17 protein-coding genes are annotated in these 16824 nt (G+C 54.3%); 6 read left to right on the plus strand and 11 right to left on the minus strand.

The genetic code is table 11. The features are described 5' to 3' along the window. Positions 1 to 64 precede the first annotated feature (64 nt). Genes hpaE through ACQ86O_RS01400 form a run of 3 tightly spaced genes read right to left on the minus strand, consistent with a single transcriptional unit; the run spans position 65 to position 2909 of the window. Complete coding sequence (gene hpaE / locus ACQ86O_RS01390; protein WP_431223837.1) at positions 65 to 1519, minus strand: 5-carboxymethyl-2-hydroxymuconate semialdehyde dehydrogenase; 1455 nt, start codon at positions 1517 to 1519, stop codon at positions 65 to 67. After that, on the minus strand, positions 1516 to 2280 hold the full coding sequence (locus tag ACQ86O_RS01395) for a fumarylacetoacetate hydrolase family protein (protein WP_431223838.1): 765 nt from the start codon (positions 2278 to 2280) through the stop codon (positions 1516 to 1518). Before ACQ86O_RS01395 ends, hpaE begins: the two co-directional genes overlap by 4 nt. A gap of 2 nt (positions 2281 to 2282) precedes the next feature. After that, entirely contained in the window at positions 2283 to 2909 is a 627-nt protein-coding gene (locus ACQ86O_RS01400) for a fumarylacetoacetate hydrolase family protein (RefSeq protein ID WP_431223839.1), read from the minus strand. 269 nt (positions 2910 to 3178) lie between these two features. Between ACQ86O_RS01400 and hpaR the strand changes: the two genes are divergently transcribed. Further along, positions 3179 to 3628 (plus strand): homoprotocatechuate degradation operon regulator HpaR, encoded by a 450-nt coding sequence (gene hpaR / locus ACQ86O_RS01405; RefSeq protein WP_431223840.1) that lies wholly within the window; start codon positions 3179 to 3181, stop codon positions 3626 to 3628. Positions 3629 to 3687: 59 nt separating this feature from the next. Here hpaR and ACQ86O_RS01410 read toward each other — a convergent pair whose 3' ends face one another. From ACQ86O_RS01410 to ACQ86O_RS01425, 4 genes are read right to left on the minus strand one after another with little or no spacing between them, the layout of a single operon-like run. Further along, positions 3688 to 4473 carry a MoaF C-terminal domain-containing protein gene (locus ACQ86O_RS01410; RefSeq protein WP_431223841.1) on the minus strand — a complete coding sequence of 262 codons (786 nt, stop codon included), beginning with the start codon at positions 4471 to 4473 and terminating at the stop codon, positions 3688 to 3690. A 10-nt stretch (positions 4474 to 4483) separates the two neighbouring features. Continuing rightward, a complete protein-coding gene (locus ACQ86O_RS01415; RefSeq protein WP_431223842.1) occupies positions 4484 to 5260 on the minus strand; it encodes an SDR family NAD(P)-dependent oxidoreductase in 777 nt (258 codons plus the stop codon). Continuing rightward, the gene (locus tag ACQ86O_RS01420) at positions 5253 to 5840 is read right to left on the minus strand and encodes a DUF3156 family protein (protein WP_431223843.1); all 588 of its coding nucleotides are present in this window, start codon (positions 5838 to 5840) and stop codon (positions 5253 to 5255) included. The genes ACQ86O_RS01415 and ACQ86O_RS01420 overlap by 8 nt, the downstream gene beginning before the upstream one ends. Then, positions 5815 to 7308: an APC family permease gene (locus ACQ86O_RS01425; RefSeq protein ID WP_431223844.1), complete on the minus strand. Its 1494-nt coding sequence runs from the start codon at positions 7306 to 7308 to the stop codon at positions 5815 to 5817. Before ACQ86O_RS01425 ends, ACQ86O_RS01420 begins: the two co-directional genes overlap by 26 nt. A 406-nt stretch (positions 7309 to 7714) precedes the next feature. Here ACQ86O_RS01425 and ACQ86O_RS01430 point away from each other — a divergent pair, with 406 nt between their 5' ends. Further along, positions 7715 to 8374, plus strand: a complete 660-nt coding sequence (locus ACQ86O_RS01430) for a response regulator transcription factor (RefSeq protein WP_431223845.1) — start codon at positions 7715 to 7717, stop codon at positions 8372 to 8374. A 221-nt stretch (positions 8375 to 8595) separates the two neighbouring features. Here ACQ86O_RS01430 and ACQ86O_RS01435 read toward each other — a convergent pair whose 3' ends face one another. Further along, positions 8596 to 9627 (minus strand): L,D-transpeptidase family protein, encoded by a 1032-nt coding sequence (locus tag ACQ86O_RS01435; RefSeq protein WP_431223846.1) that lies wholly within the window; start codon positions 9625 to 9627, stop codon positions 8596 to 8598. A 221-nt stretch (positions 9628 to 9848) separates the two neighbouring features. Further along, positions 9849 to 10727, minus strand: coding sequence for a helix-turn-helix domain-containing protein (locus ACQ86O_RS01440; protein WP_431223847.1), 879 nt, complete (start codon positions 10725 to 10727; stop codon positions 9849 to 9851). A 117-nt stretch (positions 10728 to 10844) separates the two neighbouring features. Here ACQ86O_RS01440 and ACQ86O_RS01445 point away from each other — a divergent pair, with 117 nt between their 5' ends. From ACQ86O_RS01445 to ACQ86O_RS01460, 4 genes are all read left to right on the plus strand, one after another. Continuing rightward, entirely contained in the window at positions 10845 to 11666 is an 822-nt protein-coding gene (locus ACQ86O_RS01445; RefSeq protein ID WP_431223848.1) for an AraC family transcriptional regulator, read from the plus strand. A 528-nt stretch (positions 11667 to 12194) separates the two neighbouring features. Then, positions 12195 to 13214, plus strand: a complete 1020-nt coding sequence (locus tag ACQ86O_RS01450) for a PQQ-binding-like beta-propeller repeat protein (RefSeq protein WP_431225625.1) — start codon at positions 12195 to 12197, stop codon at positions 13212 to 13214. 194 nt (positions 13215 to 13408) lie between these two features. Further along, a complete protein-coding gene (locus ACQ86O_RS01455; protein WP_431223849.1) occupies positions 13409 to 14173 on the plus strand; it encodes an HNH endonuclease in 765 nt (254 codons plus the stop codon). Between the two features lie 240 nt (positions 14174 to 14413). Continuing rightward, the gene (locus ACQ86O_RS01460) at positions 14414 to 14656 is read left to right on the plus strand and encodes a hypothetical protein (RefSeq protein WP_431223850.1); all 243 of its coding nucleotides are present in this window, start codon (positions 14414 to 14416) and stop codon (positions 14654 to 14656) included. A 92-nt stretch (positions 14657 to 14748) separates the two neighbouring features. Here ACQ86O_RS01460 and ACQ86O_RS01465 read toward each other — a convergent pair whose 3' ends face one another. Then, on the minus strand, positions 14749 to 15543 hold the full coding sequence (locus ACQ86O_RS01465) for a nucleotidyltransferase domain-containing protein (RefSeq protein WP_431223851.1): 795 nt from the start codon (positions 15541 to 15543) through the stop codon (positions 14749 to 14751). Between the two features lies 1 nt (position 15544). Beyond that, on the minus strand, positions 15545 to 16768 hold the full coding sequence (locus ACQ86O_RS01470; protein ID WP_431223852.1) for an RtcB family protein: 1224 nt from the start codon (positions 16766 to 16768) through the stop codon (positions 15545 to 15547). Positions 16769 to 16824 lie beyond the last annotated feature (56 nt).

A 16824-nucleotide genomic window follows, 5' to 3' on the forward strand; every position in this document is an offset into this window, starting at 1 on the left:
GGCAGCAGCCCGAAATCTAATGGTTCTAGTCCTTGGTTGTTGTTTTAAAGGGCACGGCGCTATTTCACACTCCCCAACGAGGGATCGGGTGATCCCCCATGGAGATACAAACGTTTTTCATTTCGGCAAACACTTCGAAGCTGTACTCACCGCCCTCACGGCCGGTGCCGGAGGATTTAACCCCACCAAACGGCTGGCGCAGGTCGCGTACGTTCTGGGTGTTGACGAAAACCATGCCAGCTTCAATATTGCGGGCCAGGCGCAGCACCTTGCTAACATCCTGTGTCCAGATGTACGACGCGAGGCCGTACTCCACATCGTTGGCCATGCGCAGGCCGTCTTCTTCTGATTTGAACGGCAGGAGGCAGGCCACCGGCCCGAAAATCTCCTCCTGCGCGACACGCATACGGTTGTCGACATCCGCCAGCACCGTTGGGCGCAGGAAATGCCCATGGCTCAGACCCGTTGGCTTGTCCGGGCCACCTGCCAGCAGGGTTGCGCCTTCTTCGATGCCAAGACGGATATAGCCAGAGACTTTTTCCCAATGTTGCTGGCTGATCAACGCGCCCACCTGGGTATTGGGATCCATCGGATCCCCCACGCGCAGACGATTGGCACGTTCGGCAAAGCGTTTGACGAATTCCGGATAAATGCTCTCCTGGATAAAGATGCGTGAGCCTGCGGTGCAGCGCTCTCCGTTGATCGAGAAGATGGTGAACAGCGCGGCATCCAGCGCACGTTCAATATCGGCATCTTCAAAGATCAGCACCGGAGACTTGCCACCCAGCTCCATCGAGAATTTCTTCAACCCGGCGCTTTCAATAATGCGCCGGCCAGTGGATGTACCGCCGGTAAAGGACACCGCACGCACATCTTTATGGCGCACCAAGGCATCCCCGGCAGTAGAACCGTAACCCTGCACCACGTTCAGCACCCCTGCAGGAATACCGGCTTCCAGAGCCAGCTCGCCCAGGCGATCGGCAGTCAGCGGTGAAAGCTCGGACATCTTCAGCACAGCGGTGTTACCCAGAGCCAGGCAAGGCGCGGTCTTCCAGGTAGCGGTCATAAACGGCACGTTCCACGGCGACACCAGCGCACAAACCCCTACCGGCTGGATCAGCGTGTAGTTGAGCATCTTGTCGTCCACCGGGTAGGTGCGGCCATTCATCTGCTGGCAGATCTCGGCAAAGAACTCAAAGTTGTGCGAGGCACGTGGGATCAGGACGTTTTTGGTCTGGTGGATCGGCAGGCCGGTGTCGGCGGTTTCCATCTCGGCAATCTGCGGCACGTTCTGATCGATGAGCTCGCCCAGGCGACGCATCAGGCGTGCACGCTCTTTCATCGGCGTGTTGGCCCACTTGGGGAAAGCTTCTTTAGCGGCGGCTACCGCCTGGTCGATTTCGAGCTGGCCACCAGAAGCAACTTCCGCCAGCACTTCACCGTTAGCCGGGTTGGTGGTGGTGAAATACTCTTTGCTGGCGACGTTCTTGCCATTGATCCAATGGTTGATGGTTTTCATCCTTTGCTCTCCTCGTAATCTTTTTCACTGATGATGTGGTTAACCAAACGGCCAATACCTTCAATCTCGACCACCACTTCATCGCCCGGTTTTACGTCCGCCAGCCCTTTGGGTGTGCCGGTGGCGATCATGTCGCCCGGTTGCAGCGTCATAAACTCGCTCAGGTAGGCGATCAGGAAGGGGATGTCGAAAATCATGTCGGCAGTGGTGCCACGCTGGCGCAGTTCGCCATTGACATAGGTGCTGAGCGCCAGGTTATGCGGATCCGCAACGTCGTCACGATCGACGATGTACGGCCCAATTGGCGTCAAAGTATCGCGGCTTTTCACCCGCAGGTTCGGGCGGTAGTAGTTTTCGAGGTAATCACGGATAGCGTAGTCGTTACACAGGGTGAAACCCGCCACGTAATCCATCGCCTGCTCGCGGCTGACGTTACGCGCTGTTTTGCCAATCACCGCGACCAACTCAGCTTCATAGTGCATGTATTCCACTTCTGCCGGGCGGACTGAAACCTGGCGGTGGCCGGTCAGGGTATTTGGCCCTTTCAGGAATACCAGCGGTTCTTCCGGCGCTTTAAATTCCAGCTCACTGGCGTGATCGGCATAGTTCAGGCCCAAGGCAAAGATCGTGCCCTGCGCCGGTGGCAGCCATTCCACATCCCGTTCATCGAGCTTGCTGCCGTCTGGCAGCGTGACGCGTAACTGGTCGTCGACGGTAACGTTAACAATCTGGCCATGATGGCGGATACGAGCATGTCTCATGGTTATTCTCCCGCCTGCGTCACAGGGTTGGTAAGGGTGGGCAAGCCAGCGGCACGTACCGTTACTTTATCGCCCGGTTTGATTTCTACCCGCTGGTGCGGCGTGCCAATCAGTACAGCATCACCCGGTTGCAGGGTGATAAAATCGCTGATGGCGGCAATCAGTTCCGGTACTGAGCGCACCAGATCCGCCGTCGACCAACGATCCTGCTCCACGCCGTTGATCTCGGTGACGATCTCCAGATTGCGGGTGCTGCCAAGTGGTGCAATCTCACCCAGCGGGCAGAAGCCATCACGGCACTTGGCTTTGATCGCCGGGCGGTAAAAGCTGGTTTCCGGCAGGCTGACATCGTTGGCCAATGCGTAACCGGCAACATAGTCGGCCACCTTATCTGCAGGCACCTTGCGTGCGGTGCTGCCGATCACTACCGCCAGCGTGGCACCACTTTGCACGGTTTCACCGGCCGGGAATGGGATGCTGCCGCCGTTGGCGAGATGAGTATTACGCGGTTTGATAAACCATACCGGCGTCTTTGGCGGTGTTTGATAAGGGGACGCGCGGAAGGCTTGATCCCAGGCATCAAGCTGGCTGCGGTGGTTGAGTGCAACGGAAAATACGGTGCCTTTCATGCAGACTCCTTCAATGGCAGAAATTAATCATTAATATATTAACGATTAGTTTTATACGCTGTTCAGCTTTTACGCAACCTTGTTAATTTAATTTGTGATCGTGATAACGAAATATTCACAACCTGCGAACATTAGGTTTGTTAATCAGCAAATTAAGGCATTAAGTTGCATTCTTGCACTGCAGAATGCGTTTTCACGTTCTCCCCTGAGCAAAAATTGGCTATTATTAATTTATTAATAAAAACCCGTTGAAAGCTAAGGCTAGAAGCATGCATGAATCCTTGACCATTGCCCTGTTGCAGGCGCGTGAAACCGCCATGGGGTTCTTTCGCCCGATCCTGAAAAGCCACAACCTGACGGAACAGCAATGGCGCATCATTCGCGTGTTGGCCAACAGCCGATCGATTGAGTTCCACGAGTTGGCGGCGGAAAGCTGCATCCTGCGCCCCAGCCTGACCGGTATTTTGTCGCGGATGGAGCGGGATAAACTGATTTTCCGCCTCAAGCCAGTTAACGATCAGCGCAAGCTGTATGTCTCGCTGACCCAGCAAGGGCAGGAGCTGTATGAGCTGGCGCGTCATCAGGTGGAAAAGGGTTATGGCGAGATCGAAGCGGCCTTCTCCAAGCAGAAGATGGAACAACTGATGCTATTACTGGACGAGTTGATTCGCTTGGGGGATAAGCTGCCCAACAACGTGGTCGCACACCCCGGTAAATAGTCACACCAACAGCAAGGGCGCCCTGTGCGGCGCCCCTGTCAAAATAGGCAGTCTAAAATCTACGGGTGGCGAGTGATATTAAGGACTTGCGCGTGGGCTCCTACAGCAAAGTTGCTCAGGCTGCTAAAGTTGCTGCTCTGGTAGCCGAGGATCTTGCCATCGGTTTGCATCTCTTGCAGATCGATCATTATCACCCCAAGCGTTGGGACAATCTTTTCACGCCAGACAAACAGATACAGCTTTTCTGCCACTTTAACGTAATGGCAATGATCCACATCCGCCAGCCCCTTCTCCACGCCGTCCAGGCATTGCCAGGCATAGAAATTGTTATTCAGGTAGATATGCTCGTAACGTTCGGTCGGGCTATAGGTGTACATATTACGCATACCGATCAGCTCGTCGGTAAACTGCGGCAACGGCACATGGCTGTTGCCCAGGCGGCCAAAGCGTAATTCGGCATTCACCGCCGTCAGTGGCAGCCCTTGTTCTACCCGGCTAAAGGCATCCAGCCGTACTTGCGGCTCCTCCGGCAATTGGCCATATACGGCAGTAAAGTTGCCTTGCTGACGATTACAGACCAGCGTGATGGTGCTGTTGTCACGTTGCGGATCGAGGAAATCAATAAACAGGATCTCAGCGCGAATGCTGGTAGCACGGTAATCAACGCGTTGATCCCCCCAAAGCAACGTTTGGTCATGATTAAAACTGCAACTTACCGGGTCGCTTTCAGCGAAATGAAACTCCAGCGTCATACCGGCCAAATCCTGCTGCTCCAGCGTATGGCTATGGGGAGCGAAACCTTCTGCCAGTGCGCCAACCTGAATAAACACCGCCTCTGAACTCATGACAATCTCCTTAACTAAAAGCTAATGTGGGCACATCTACAATCGTCGAGCCGCCATCGGCGACCAGTGTCGCGCCGGTAATGATCGAAGCCTGCGCTGAGCAGAGAAAACGGCACACCTGCGCAATCTCTTCGGCACTGGCCGGGCGGCGCAGCGGCACGTCGCGGCAAACATGAAGGTAAGCCTGTTCCAGCGTTAAGTGGCGTGCCGCCATCAACGGCTGCATCTCTTCATCCGCCATTGGCGTCATCACCCAGCCGGGGCAGACGGCATTGGCACGCACGCCTTGCGGGCCATAATCGCGGGCAATAGAGCGCATCAGGCCGATCAGCGCGTGCTTGGCAGTGACATAGCCACAAACCTCCGTCCCGGCGGCCAGCGAGGCAATCGATGCCACCAACAGCAGATTACCGCCGCTGTTCACCAATGCCGGCAAACAGGCCCGGGCGCTGGCGAAAGCGCTGTTAAGATTGCTGTCCAGCGCTTGCTGCCATTGGGCATCGCTTAGCTCGGTAATACGCCCTGATCCCATTCCGCCAGCGCTGGCGATCAGGCAATCGATACGCCCCGCCTGCTGTAAAATTCTTGGCAAAATGTCTGTTTGCCAACTGGTGCCATTGGCCGCATCCCCCACCACCGCATGGGCCCCAATCTCATCAGCCAACACCGCCAGCGGTTCTCGGCGGCGGCCAACCACAAACACCTGATCACCTTCCTGCGCCAGCAGGCGCGCGCAAGCGGCACCAATGCCAGTACCGCCGCCGGTTATCACCACGACTCTAGCCATCGCATTTCCCCATCAGTTGGCCGATCATCAGGAAGCTGCTCAGCAGCAAACGCCGCTGCTCGGTCTCTAATCGCAGATAGCGGCGGCTGGCAGGAAGGCGGCTGACGACTTCGGAAGCGGCAAAGTGTTCGATATCCAGCCACCAGTGCCCCTCTTTTACCGTCAGTGTGGCACGGCGGAAATCGAGCTTGGCCAAGGTTTCGCCAATTTGCGGGTATTGTGCTAAAGCGGCAATAAGCTGCCGAGCACCTTGGTGCCTGGCTTTGGTGCGGTAAATAACGCCATTACGGCGCAACCAGCCGCCGGTGATGATGTTCAGCACCATAGATTCAGCATGGCTGGTCTGGCCCTGCAAACGAAAACGCTGGGTGACGATATGCGCCAGAAACAGTGACTGCACCTGTTCGCAGACGTCAATAACCGGCCCCTGTGGCAGCGTAATCTGGAGTTGCCGAGTAGCCACGCGCTCGCAGGCGTAGGGCTGCAAATTAGCCACCAGTCTGTCTAGCGTCACCCCCGGTTGATAGCCCGGAGGATCGCGGTGCCAGAAACGGTTAAGTGAGGGAAGTAAGCCGATCAAACGCCACCTCCTCGGCTTCTGCCTTGCTGAAGGCGTTCTCCAGGACTTCTTCGACCGGCACCGGTTTGAACGGGTTGACCTTCTGCACAAACAGCGTCCAGAACAGCGCATAAGCGGAAGTCAGGCCGATCATGATGCCAAACGGAATGTAGACATCACGCGGGTTCATCCCTGGTGGGGTGATGTAGAAGATCGCCAGCACGATACCGATGCTGGAGACAATCTGCGGCAGCGGGAACCAGGGCGATTTATAGGCTCGTGGCAGATCCGGGCGACGAATACGCAGGATCACCACCGAGCAGGTCACTAACAGATAGGCCACGCCCCAGGCACAAACCGCCGCCAATACCATCGGCATAATGCGGTCGAGGTTGCCCTGAATGGCGAAGGCATGAACACAAGGGATCAGCACCGCTGCGGCAATCGCCACCACCGGGGTTTTAAATCTTGGGTGCAGGTAGGCAAAGATGCGCGGCATGGCACCGTCCAGTACCATACCGTAGATAATGCGCGGCACCGCCGCCATCAAGGTATTAATGGTGGCCGCCCCGGCCAGCAGCAACCCGACGCCCAGCCAGTATTTGCCAAAGTTGCCCATTACCTGGCCAGCAAACGCCGGAATGGCCATTGGCGTATCCAGCAGGTGCACGTTATTGGCGGCATCGACCACCACGTTTTCCACCTGATGGCTGAGCGCCGCCCCATACAGCGCCATGCACAATGCCACACCACATAGCCCCAGCGACATGGCTCGCGGGATCACTCGGTGAGAACGTTTGATTTCCGGGGCCATCGGCGTCACCAGTTCACAGCCGACAAACATAAACATCGCCATGCCTACCAGACTGAATACTGCAAAGGGGTCGCTTACGCTGATTGCCGACCCAAACCACCCCTCTAATGGCACCGAATGAGGCAGCAGCAACCCGCTTATTGAGAAAATCATCAACGTGGTCCACATACAGAAAGTCAGTACCACTTCCGCCTTGCCAAAAGCTTCAATACCCAATGCATTCAGCAGGCCGAAGATGATCACCAGCCCCACGCCAACCATCCACGAACTGTTGTGGCTCTCCATCAGGGTATTGAGATGTTCAAAATTCACCAACGCCATAATGCCGGAGAGAATGGTTTCGGCGGTACCGGCAAAGATATGGACAATCAGATAGGCAGACAGGGTACCTGTGATGGCAAAAAAGCGCCCCATACCGCAGGAGATATAGTCATACACCGAACCGGTGGTCGGCAGGATCGACGCCGCCTCCGAGAAGGTGGTGAGCTGGGCTTGCATCATGATAAAGGCGATCAGCATCGCCAGCGCGAAGGTGTCTCCCCCGATGCCAAAACCGCTGGTGACGGTGAGGATCACCGGGCTGGCCATGATCACCCCAACCGAACTGGCTAAGGTGGTGGGGAACCCGACCTTGCCCCGTTCTAACTGGGCATTAAGCCGTGACGACAGGTTCATGGTTACTTCCTCTTCGTGTTGTTGTGACCCGGTGTTGAATCTCACTATAGGAAGGAAAGGAAAAGGCTGGCTATCGTCCTTAAGGACGAGGGAAATTAACTTGTGTCAGTAAACCGTTTTTTCAGCATCAGGGTTAACCCAGAAACCGTTGTAAATTCAGCAGCAAGCTATTCGACAGTTTTATTAATGTATTAATGAAACACCTTGCAGGCACCAAGACAACACCGCTCAAAAAAACATGGAGATGTTGTTATTAGTGCATTTTATTGCAATAACGCTCACGTTGTTAACATGTTTTTATTGTGTTAAATAAATGCTGCACATATGCTTATTTCGTTCACATATCGTTCAATTGCCCCAACCGGGTCCTTCAGTTTACTGAGCGTTCAAGGGAGGAAAATGACTCATGCAAACCACATCATCCCCCATGCGTGACGACGCGTTTATCTCGAGTTGTCTGAATACCATTGCGCACTTGATCCCAGTTTCTGCGGGCGTTTTTTACCTGGTAGATCAAGAGTTGCAGCCAGATCACTATATTTTGCATAACATTACCGACAGCACGCACCGGCAATATATGGATCATTTTCAACCGCTCGATCCGTTGAAACCGGCCAACTTCCGCCAGCAGGACATCACCATGGTCGGCATGACACCATCGGCGATAGCCAGTAATAGCCATTATTACCACGACTTTATGCTGCCCAACCGCATGCGCGACATGACGGAGATCTTTATCCGCCAGCGTAAAAGGATCATTGCCGGTGTTTCCCTGATCCGCGATACCCCCTTCACCGAGCTGGAGCGCAGCCGATTACGGGCGGTGATGCCATTGATAGAGTTGGCCACGCGGGATCTGTTGCCGGATGCGCAAGCGCAGCTGCTGACCGCCAAGGAGCAGGAGATCGTCAATATGGTGCGTGAAGGAGCCTGCAATAAACGCATTGCCTTGAAGCTCGGCATTTCTTTATCAACGGTCAAAACCCATATGCGCAATATCTTTGCCAAAACCGCCGTGGTAAACCGCACCGAATTGGTATCCAGCGGATTTATCGCCCAGGGCTGAAGCCTGGGTATTCCCCAGATTGATGACAAAGCGAGATATAAAAGAAAATGGGGTGCTGATCACGGCGAAACATGCTCAGTATTTCTGGCAGGCGTAGAACAATGGGTAACTTAACCGGCATGGCTGCCTACAATGACGCTGGCCGTGACCAAACCAGCAGGTAATCGCAGAGCGCCGTCCTGGGCCCTGCGATTACCGTTTATCCTGCTGCTGGATAACGCTTAACTCTGTGGCGCTTGTGCTGGAACGTCTGCAGGCACTTCTGTTGGGGCTTCTGTTGGGGCTTCTGCTGGCACTTCTGCTGGAGCTTCTGCAGGCGCTTCTGCTGGCAATTGGCTTACATTAACCGGCATACCAGAACGAGCTTTGATGGCTGCATCCACTTCACTCTGGTTAACCACCGGATCCATCAATACTTTGCCTACCGACGCGCTGATAGTGACCGGCACAGGATCTTTTGATTTCAGTTCTTCTTCGTTGGCAGAAAGTGGGTTGTGCACTTCCAGATAGCGTGAACCGTCTGGCTCAACGGTAGCTTTCAACGGCTCATTGATAAACTGCACGCGGGTGCCAACTGGCACGCTGTCGAACAGGTATTTGATGTCATCAGCACGCAGACGCACGCAGCCATGGCTCACACGCAGGCCAATACCGAAGTTGGCGTTGGTACCGTGGATGGCATAAAGGCGGCCAACATACAGCGCATACAGCCCCATCGGGTTATCTGGGCCTGCCGGGTAGACCGCTGGCAGAATTTCGCCATCGGCGGCGTACTCTTCACGCATTTTAGCGGTCGGCGTCCAGGTTGGGCCGTCCTTCTTGCGCTGTACCGTGGTAACCCAGTTCAGCGGCGTATCTTTACCCAACTGGCCGATACCGATCGGCAGTACAACCACGGTTTTAGTGCCTTTCGGGTAATAATACAGACGCATTTCCGCGCTGTTGATGATGATGCCTTCACGCGGGGCATCCGGCAGGATCAACTGCTGCGGAATAATCAGCGTGCTGCCAGGCAACGGCAGGAACGGGTCAACACCAGGGTTAGCCTCCAGCATATTGCTCAGGCCCATCTGGTATTGAGCGGCAAAGCTCTCCAACGGCAGCTTGCTGTCTGCAGGAACGGTAATCTGAATATTTTCCCCAACCAGGCGACTATCTTTGGCGGGCAAAGGGTATACAACAGCGAAGGCTGCCTGGCTGAAGGCAACCAAAGCAGTAAACAGGGTTAATAACGCGCGAATGCTCATTTTCATCTTCGTATTAGAGTGGTGGCCGCACTGGCTAAAAATGGTATGTGTTCTTTACCCTGGATATTTCAAGTCAGGCTTGAAAGATGGCGGGTATATCCGGCCATAGTTGACCGGATGCGCATTATATGTGCACTGGGCACCCGGAGGGAAACATTACTGGCGCAAATATCACACTTTTTTGTAGCCAGATGCAGTGGCCTGGGGAGATTTGCTGAAGATCGGCGTTAGCACGCCCGGATATCCCCTTCGCCACGCCGGATCGGGATAAGATATTCGCAGCTGATCGCGGCCTGATCGTCCGCGTAGCAGACGCCTTGCGTCGGGTAAATACGCTCAATATCCTGCCCAGCTCGCCGCACGGCATTCATCTGTGGAATAGCAGTGTCATACAATCGCGCGATAAAACGCTGTAATCCTTCAACCTGGCCTTGATAGGCAAAGCGAGCATACTCGCCTTGTTCGATGATCACCCGCTCACCCGACGCGTCTTTTTCTGGCATCGCTGCGGTGTAAACCATGCGCTGGCGATCCCGCTGCCGGGTATCTGCCTCCAGACTCGTCAGGCCATAGGCCACTTCAGGCATCCCTTGATCCGGCTGCAACAGGCCCCGCCATGCATGCTGGCGTAGCCGCTTTTTCGAATCCCCCAATTGCCCCAACGTGCAGCTGCCATGCTGGGTGTTTCCCACCAGCCGCAGGGAGGGCAGCATAATAATATCCGCCTGCGGCAAGGGTTCACCCATCATGTTCAGTAATGGTTGCAAACCGTAACTGGGCCAGTCATCGCTACGGCGATAAGCGGCGGGCGGCAAACCAAACTGTTTTTTAAAGCCCCGGGTAAAGGTCTGCTGGGAATCGAACTGATATTTGTCAGCGATACAGGCAACCGTGGCGCTGGTCAGACGCAACTCACGCGCAGCGGCGGTCAGCCTTCTGCGCCGGGCATAGGTGCCTAACACCTGGCCAGTCAGCTGTTTGAACATTCGTTGCAGATGCCATTTTGAATAACCGGATCTGGCTGCGATATGATCCAGCGTCAGTGGCTGATCCAGACTTTGCTCAATCCAGGCCAGCAATTGACTGATGACGTTTTCCTGGTGCATGGCCTCTCCTTTGCTGTCATAAGTAAGTGGCGCTTATTGTATCTTCGTGAGTGCTAGACCGCATTGCACAATCAAGACATAATATTGTTCAAATGCGCCAAACTGATAACAATTCTCATGAGAGCTGCCTGCCAAGAAACCAAGCCCGATATCGATAATGTGCCACGCGACATCTTCGCCGTTCAGGCCTCAACCGTGCAACGGGGCTGGGAAATGGCCCATCATCGCCATCGTAAGGCGCAGTTGATCTACACCGTTCGTGGCATGATCCGCTGCGAGGTGGAAAACGGCCTGTGGCTGGTGCCGCCACAATGTGCGTTATGGATGCCCAGCAACGTCAGCCACTCAGCACAAGCTACCAGCCAAAGCGAATGTTATTGCCTGTTTGTGGAACCGAACGCCATTCCCGGCCTGCCGCAAAGCTGCTGCACCCTGACGGTCTCCCCTCTTTTACGTGAACTGCTGCTGCAGGCCAGCCAATTCGACATCCTCTACCCGGAAGCGGGCCCGGAGGGCCGGTTGGCGAAAGTCTTGCTGGATCAGTTGGCCACCGCGCCGCTGGAGAACCTGCACCTGCCGGTATCCCAGGATGCCCGTATCCGGCAGCTCACCGAGCAACTGCTGGCAAATCCTGCCGATAAATCCACCTTGAAACAGTGGGCGCAACGTGTTGGCATGAGTGAACGCTCGCTCAGCCGCACGCTGCAACAGCAAATGGGCATGAGTTTTGGCCACTGGCGGCGGCAACTGCATGTGATGCTGGCCCTGCAACATCTGACCCTTGGGGAAAGCGTACAGAAGGTAGCGCTGGATCTGGGCTACGAAAATGCCAGCGGTTTTGTCACCATGTTCCGTAAAGCGGTCGGTAAACCACCGGCACGCTACCTGGCAGAAAAAGCCGTTGCCGATCAAGCACCTTCCGGCACTATCCCGCTGTAAAACCAACACCTTGGCCCGCAACATCATAACCTTGATGGGGGAAGGAGGTATTCCACAGGGGACGACGATCATTTTGCCCTGATCCTCTTTGGAGTGGGCGAGTAACCCATGATGAGCTCCCGATTGTTGAGCCCTCAAGCAATCTATTCAGCCATAACACGGTTTATCAGATTACTAAAAGTACTGCCGAACGCTTAGGCTGGATCCCGATCCAAGAGTGACTTCCTTCAAAACAAACCCAGGTAATTTCAGGCGTAACCCCCTGCTCTCTGGCGTTAACGTGATATCCATCGCCAGTATCAATAAAAACGCTGCCTTTCCGTAAAAATAATGATTATGATTATCATTAGCAAACAGATCGACATGCAACGACGTGATCGGTCAAATTTTTGCTTTCGATTCAATGTTGAGCCCAATTTAACGCCAGTTGCCTGGGCACTGGGGTGACCTGTATTTTAATGAAATGGAGCTTTTATGAACGCTATAACGACCAGCCGTAAGTTCAGCGGGCGTGTGGTTTATCCTCTTATGCTACTCACTTCCCTGATGTTCTCTACCACGCTGCAGGCGCAGACGGAAACCGAACTGTTGCGCAAACCGGTCGGCAAAGGGGCTTACGAGATGGTGTACAGCCAAGGTGAAAATGCCCTGTATCTGGCAACCTCACAAAGCCGCAAGCTGGACAAAGGTGGCGTAGTCTATCGCCTCGATCCGCAAACGCTGGATATCACGCAGATTATTCATAACGATATCAAGCCGTTTGGCGCCGCCATCAACACCCAGACCGACACCCTCTACTTTGGCAACACCACCAATAGCTCAGTGACTGCTATCGATGGTAAAACCGGTGAAGTGAAAGGCCGCCTGGTGCTGGATCCGCGTAAACGCTCTGACACCGTAAAACCACTGGCACCGCGTGAGTTGGTGGCCGACGCCAGCACAGACACGGTCTACATCACGGGTCTGGGTGAGTCTAGCGTTGTCTGGGTGGTCGATGGCAAGGATCTGACTCTGCGCGCCACCATCACCGAAACCGGGAAGTTTGGCACCGGCCTGGCACTGGATGCCGCAGCCAGCCGCCTGTATGTTACCAATGCCGAAGGCGAATTGGTGACTATCGACACCAAAACCAACAAGGTGCTGTCGCGTAAAAAGCTGGATGAATCAAAAGAACATTTCTTCCTGAATATCAGCCTGGATCCAGCAACACATCGCGCATTTATCACTGATTCCAAACAGCCGCAGGTATTGGTAGTCGATACCAATAACGGCAATGTGCTGCAGAAGATCGACGTGCCAGAATCTCTGGCGGTGCTGTTTAACCCGGCACGCAATGAAGTGTATGTCACCCACCGTAAAGAAGGCACCGTGAGCGTGATCGACGCTAAAAACTACAAGCTGCTGGAGACCATCAAGACTCCGGTTCACCCGAACAGCCTGGCGCTGTCACCGGATGGTAAAACGCTGTATGTGAGCGTAAAACAGGCATCAAGCCGTGAGAAAGAAGCGACTGCGCCTGATGATGTGATCCGTATTGCGTTGAAATAATCCCCTGGCGCTATGCCTTTTGCAGGTATGGCGCCCCCTCCTCCCCCGTTTAATCTCCCCCGACGTTGCCGAACCCTCAATAAAAATGTCATCAACAGCGCTGGCTTACAGCATAACGAGGGTAGGCAATAGCGATGGTGCCTGGCATAGTAAATGGATCCCTTAACACGATGCATTAACTTCGGGCAAAGCACATGGCTGCCGTAAATCTCTGGACTCGGGAACAACTGCTGGTGGCTTTCACGCTATACAGCCAAATCCCCTTTGGCAAATTACACGCCCATAACCCCGACATTATTCACTACGCGGGTTTGATTGGCCGCACACCTTCGGCGCTGGCAATGAAACTGGTCAACATCGCCAGCCTGGATCCCTTTATCATTCAATCTGGCCGCCGTGGGCTAACCGGTGCCTCCAAAGCCGACCGTGCGCTGTGGCAAGAAATGAGCCTCGACAGTGACGCCTTTGAGCTGCAATGCCAACTGGCAATGACGCAGTTGCAGCCGCCAATGATCGCCTTGCATGACAGCGGTATGGAAGACTTCAGTGGCAGAGAAAGAACCACCATCATCAATGCCCGTGTTGGCCAACAACTGTTTCGCAAACGTGTACTGGATGCTTATGAAAACCGCTGCTGCCTGACCGAACTGGAAGAACCGATGCTATTGGTCGCCAGCCATATACGCCCCTGGAAGAAATCCGTTGAGCATCAGCTCAATCCAAGCAACGGTTTATGCCTCTCCAACCTGCATGATAAAGCGTTCGATCGTGGGTTAATCACCTTTAATGAACATCTGGAATTAGTGCTTTCGCCACGTCTTAAACAGCTTAAAAGCGTGATCAGCGAAGAGAATTTCGCCAAATATGAAGGCCGCAGGCTGAGGTTACCGATCGGCTTCCCGCCCGATGCCAGCCAGTTGGCCTATCATCGGCAGAATATTTTTATCGCTAACGGCTGAAAGCAGTTCGGTAAGTTTCACAATGGGCCACGGCCAGGGCGCGATCCTTATCGCGCTTTTTTATTCATTATTGAGCACTAATCAGCCCCTTCCTCTGCCCATTGTCAAGCAACGTCAGTCCCGCTTACGAACTATTTTCACTTATCTTACCGAGGCTTATCTTGAGCTAACGATCTGCGTGCCATAGGGTATCTGGAGGAAGAGGTAATGGTCTGAATCAGCGCAAAAGGGATAACAATCATGGTTGAAGCTCTTAGAAATCCTCTGCTTGGTCTGATGTGTTTATCAATGGTTGGCTGTGCCAATATGAGCGACAATGATTTCGCCGCTGCCAGTATGATTGTTGTCGGTGTTGGCGCACTGGTCGCTTTGGCGCTGATAAACGACAGCGGTGATGAAGAGCAGAAAGATCGGAACAGCAAAAACCCGCATAAACATAACGCTAGCCATGAGCATGGCAAAGACCATCGCGCAAGGCGATAACGATGAAGGCCCTGGGAGTGACTCGCAGGGCCGTTAACAACACAACATCGATGAGTTCGCGGTGATTTAAGAGGAACACTTCTCCAGGCTGATTACACCATCACCGTGCGGTAGAGCAATTGATCCAACGAACTATCGCTCCGTGCAGGGCTATCGGGCAACGCTTTTTGCCGTGGATCCGCCGTTAATTCCTGCGCGATAAACGCGTGGACCAACGCCCTGCGTGGGCCATATTCTGCCTCACCAGCACGCCGTTTCGCCGCCAGTAACTCATGGATCTCAGCCAATAAAAGTGGGTCTTTCACCGTTCCGGCCAGCAACTGGTCAAAACGCATCGGCGGTACCCCCTTGCCTGCCTCTATCCAACGTACCGCCAATAACGGGCGCAGCACGTAAAAATACTTCTTCAGCCGCACCTGTTCACCCTGCAAATAACCGCGAAAGTTTTTCCGCGCCATTGAAAGATAGTGCCAACGTGCGCGCTGCGCAGAAAACCATTCGGGCACAATGCTGCGCAACTGCGCCACGCTTTCTGGCGTTTCCTGATACACCACCGGAGAATCCAGCCACTCGATCAGCGTCGGGTTGGCCCGTTTGAGCAAGCCAAGCGCTTTGCGCCATTCCCAACCGCACACATCCAACTCATGATCGATTGGCAACTCGATCACATCGCGTTGCGGTTCTACCCGCAGATACCACTGCGGCGGGTGGACATACAAAAAGCGCACGTCGTAATCACTGTCCAGGGAGGCAAAGCCCCAACCACGGCTGCCAGATTCGCAGGCGTAAAGCACCCGCACATCGTAACGCTGTTCAACCTCGCGCAACACCTGCCATACTTTTTCCCGCATGGCACTGTCTACGCCATTTAACTGCTGTTCCATCATGTTATCCTTTCACACAAACCACCTGACGCAGGGTATGAACAATCTCTACCAGCGAAGATTGCGCGGCCATCACTGCATCAATGTCCTTGTAAGCCATAGGGATCTCATCGATCACATCGCTGTCTTTACGGCACTCTACATGCTCGGTCGCTCGGATCTGATCGGCTACGGTGAAACGCTTTCTCGCCGCCGTGCGGCTCATGGTCCGCCCGGCACCATGGCTGCAGGAGCAGAAGCTTTCTTCGTTACCCAACCCGCGCACAATAAAGCTTTTCGCGCCCATCGAACCGGGGATAATCCCCATCTGCCCTTTCTGCGCGGATACCGCACCTTTTCGTGTCACCAGCACCGGCTCACCAAAATGCGTCTCACGCTGTACATAGTTATGATGGCAATTGACCGCCTCCTGCTGCGTGGTAAACGGCTTGGTCACAGTGCGCGACAGCGCGGCCAGAACGTGCTCCATCATTACTTCCCGGTTATGACGGGCAAAGTCCTGCGCCCAGCCAACGGCCTCCATATAATCTTCAAAATGCAGGCTGCCTTCTTCGAAATAAGCCAGATTACGATCGGGCAAGTTGGCGATATGCTGTTGCATATCCTGCTGCGCCAGGGAGATAAACAGCGAACCGATCGCATTCCCCACACCACGGGAACCACTGTGTAACATCACCCACACCTGCTGCGCTTCATCCAGGCAGACTTCGATAAAGTGGTTACCCGTCCCTAACGTTCCCAGATGCTGATAGTTGTTGGTTTTCAGCAACGATGGGTATTTGTCGGTCAGACGTTTAAAGCGCGGCGCCAAAGCAGCCCAATGCTGATCGACCCGGTGCGGCGGGTTGGCCCAGGCACCCTTATCTCTTTTCGAACGGGTGGAAGTTCGGCCATGCGGTACCGCCTGTTCGATAGCACTACGCAGCCCGGCCAGGTTATCTGGCAGATCGGCGGCCACCAGCGAGGTACGCACCGCAATCATGCCGCACCCGATATCCACGCCAACAGCCGCCGGGATAATCGCACCGCGGGTAGGGATCACGCTGCCAATGGTGGAGCCCTTACCCAGATGCACATCCGGCATTACTGCCAGGTGTTTGAAAATAAATGGCATTTTTGCCGTATTCAGTAATTGTTCCCGCGCTTCTGGCTCTACGGGCACGCCCTGTGTCCACATCTTGATCGGTGCGCTATTCACCGGTGCCAGCAATTCATAGTTATTTTTCATTGTTGTAATCATCCTTTTCCTGTTACGTAATGAATATTGCTAAAGGCGTGCCAATA

The organism is Serratia sp. L9, from assembly GCF_050632285.1.
In the GTDB taxonomy this organism is placed as follows: Bacteria; Pseudomonadota; Gammaproteobacteria; order Enterobacterales; family Enterobacteriaceae; genus Chania.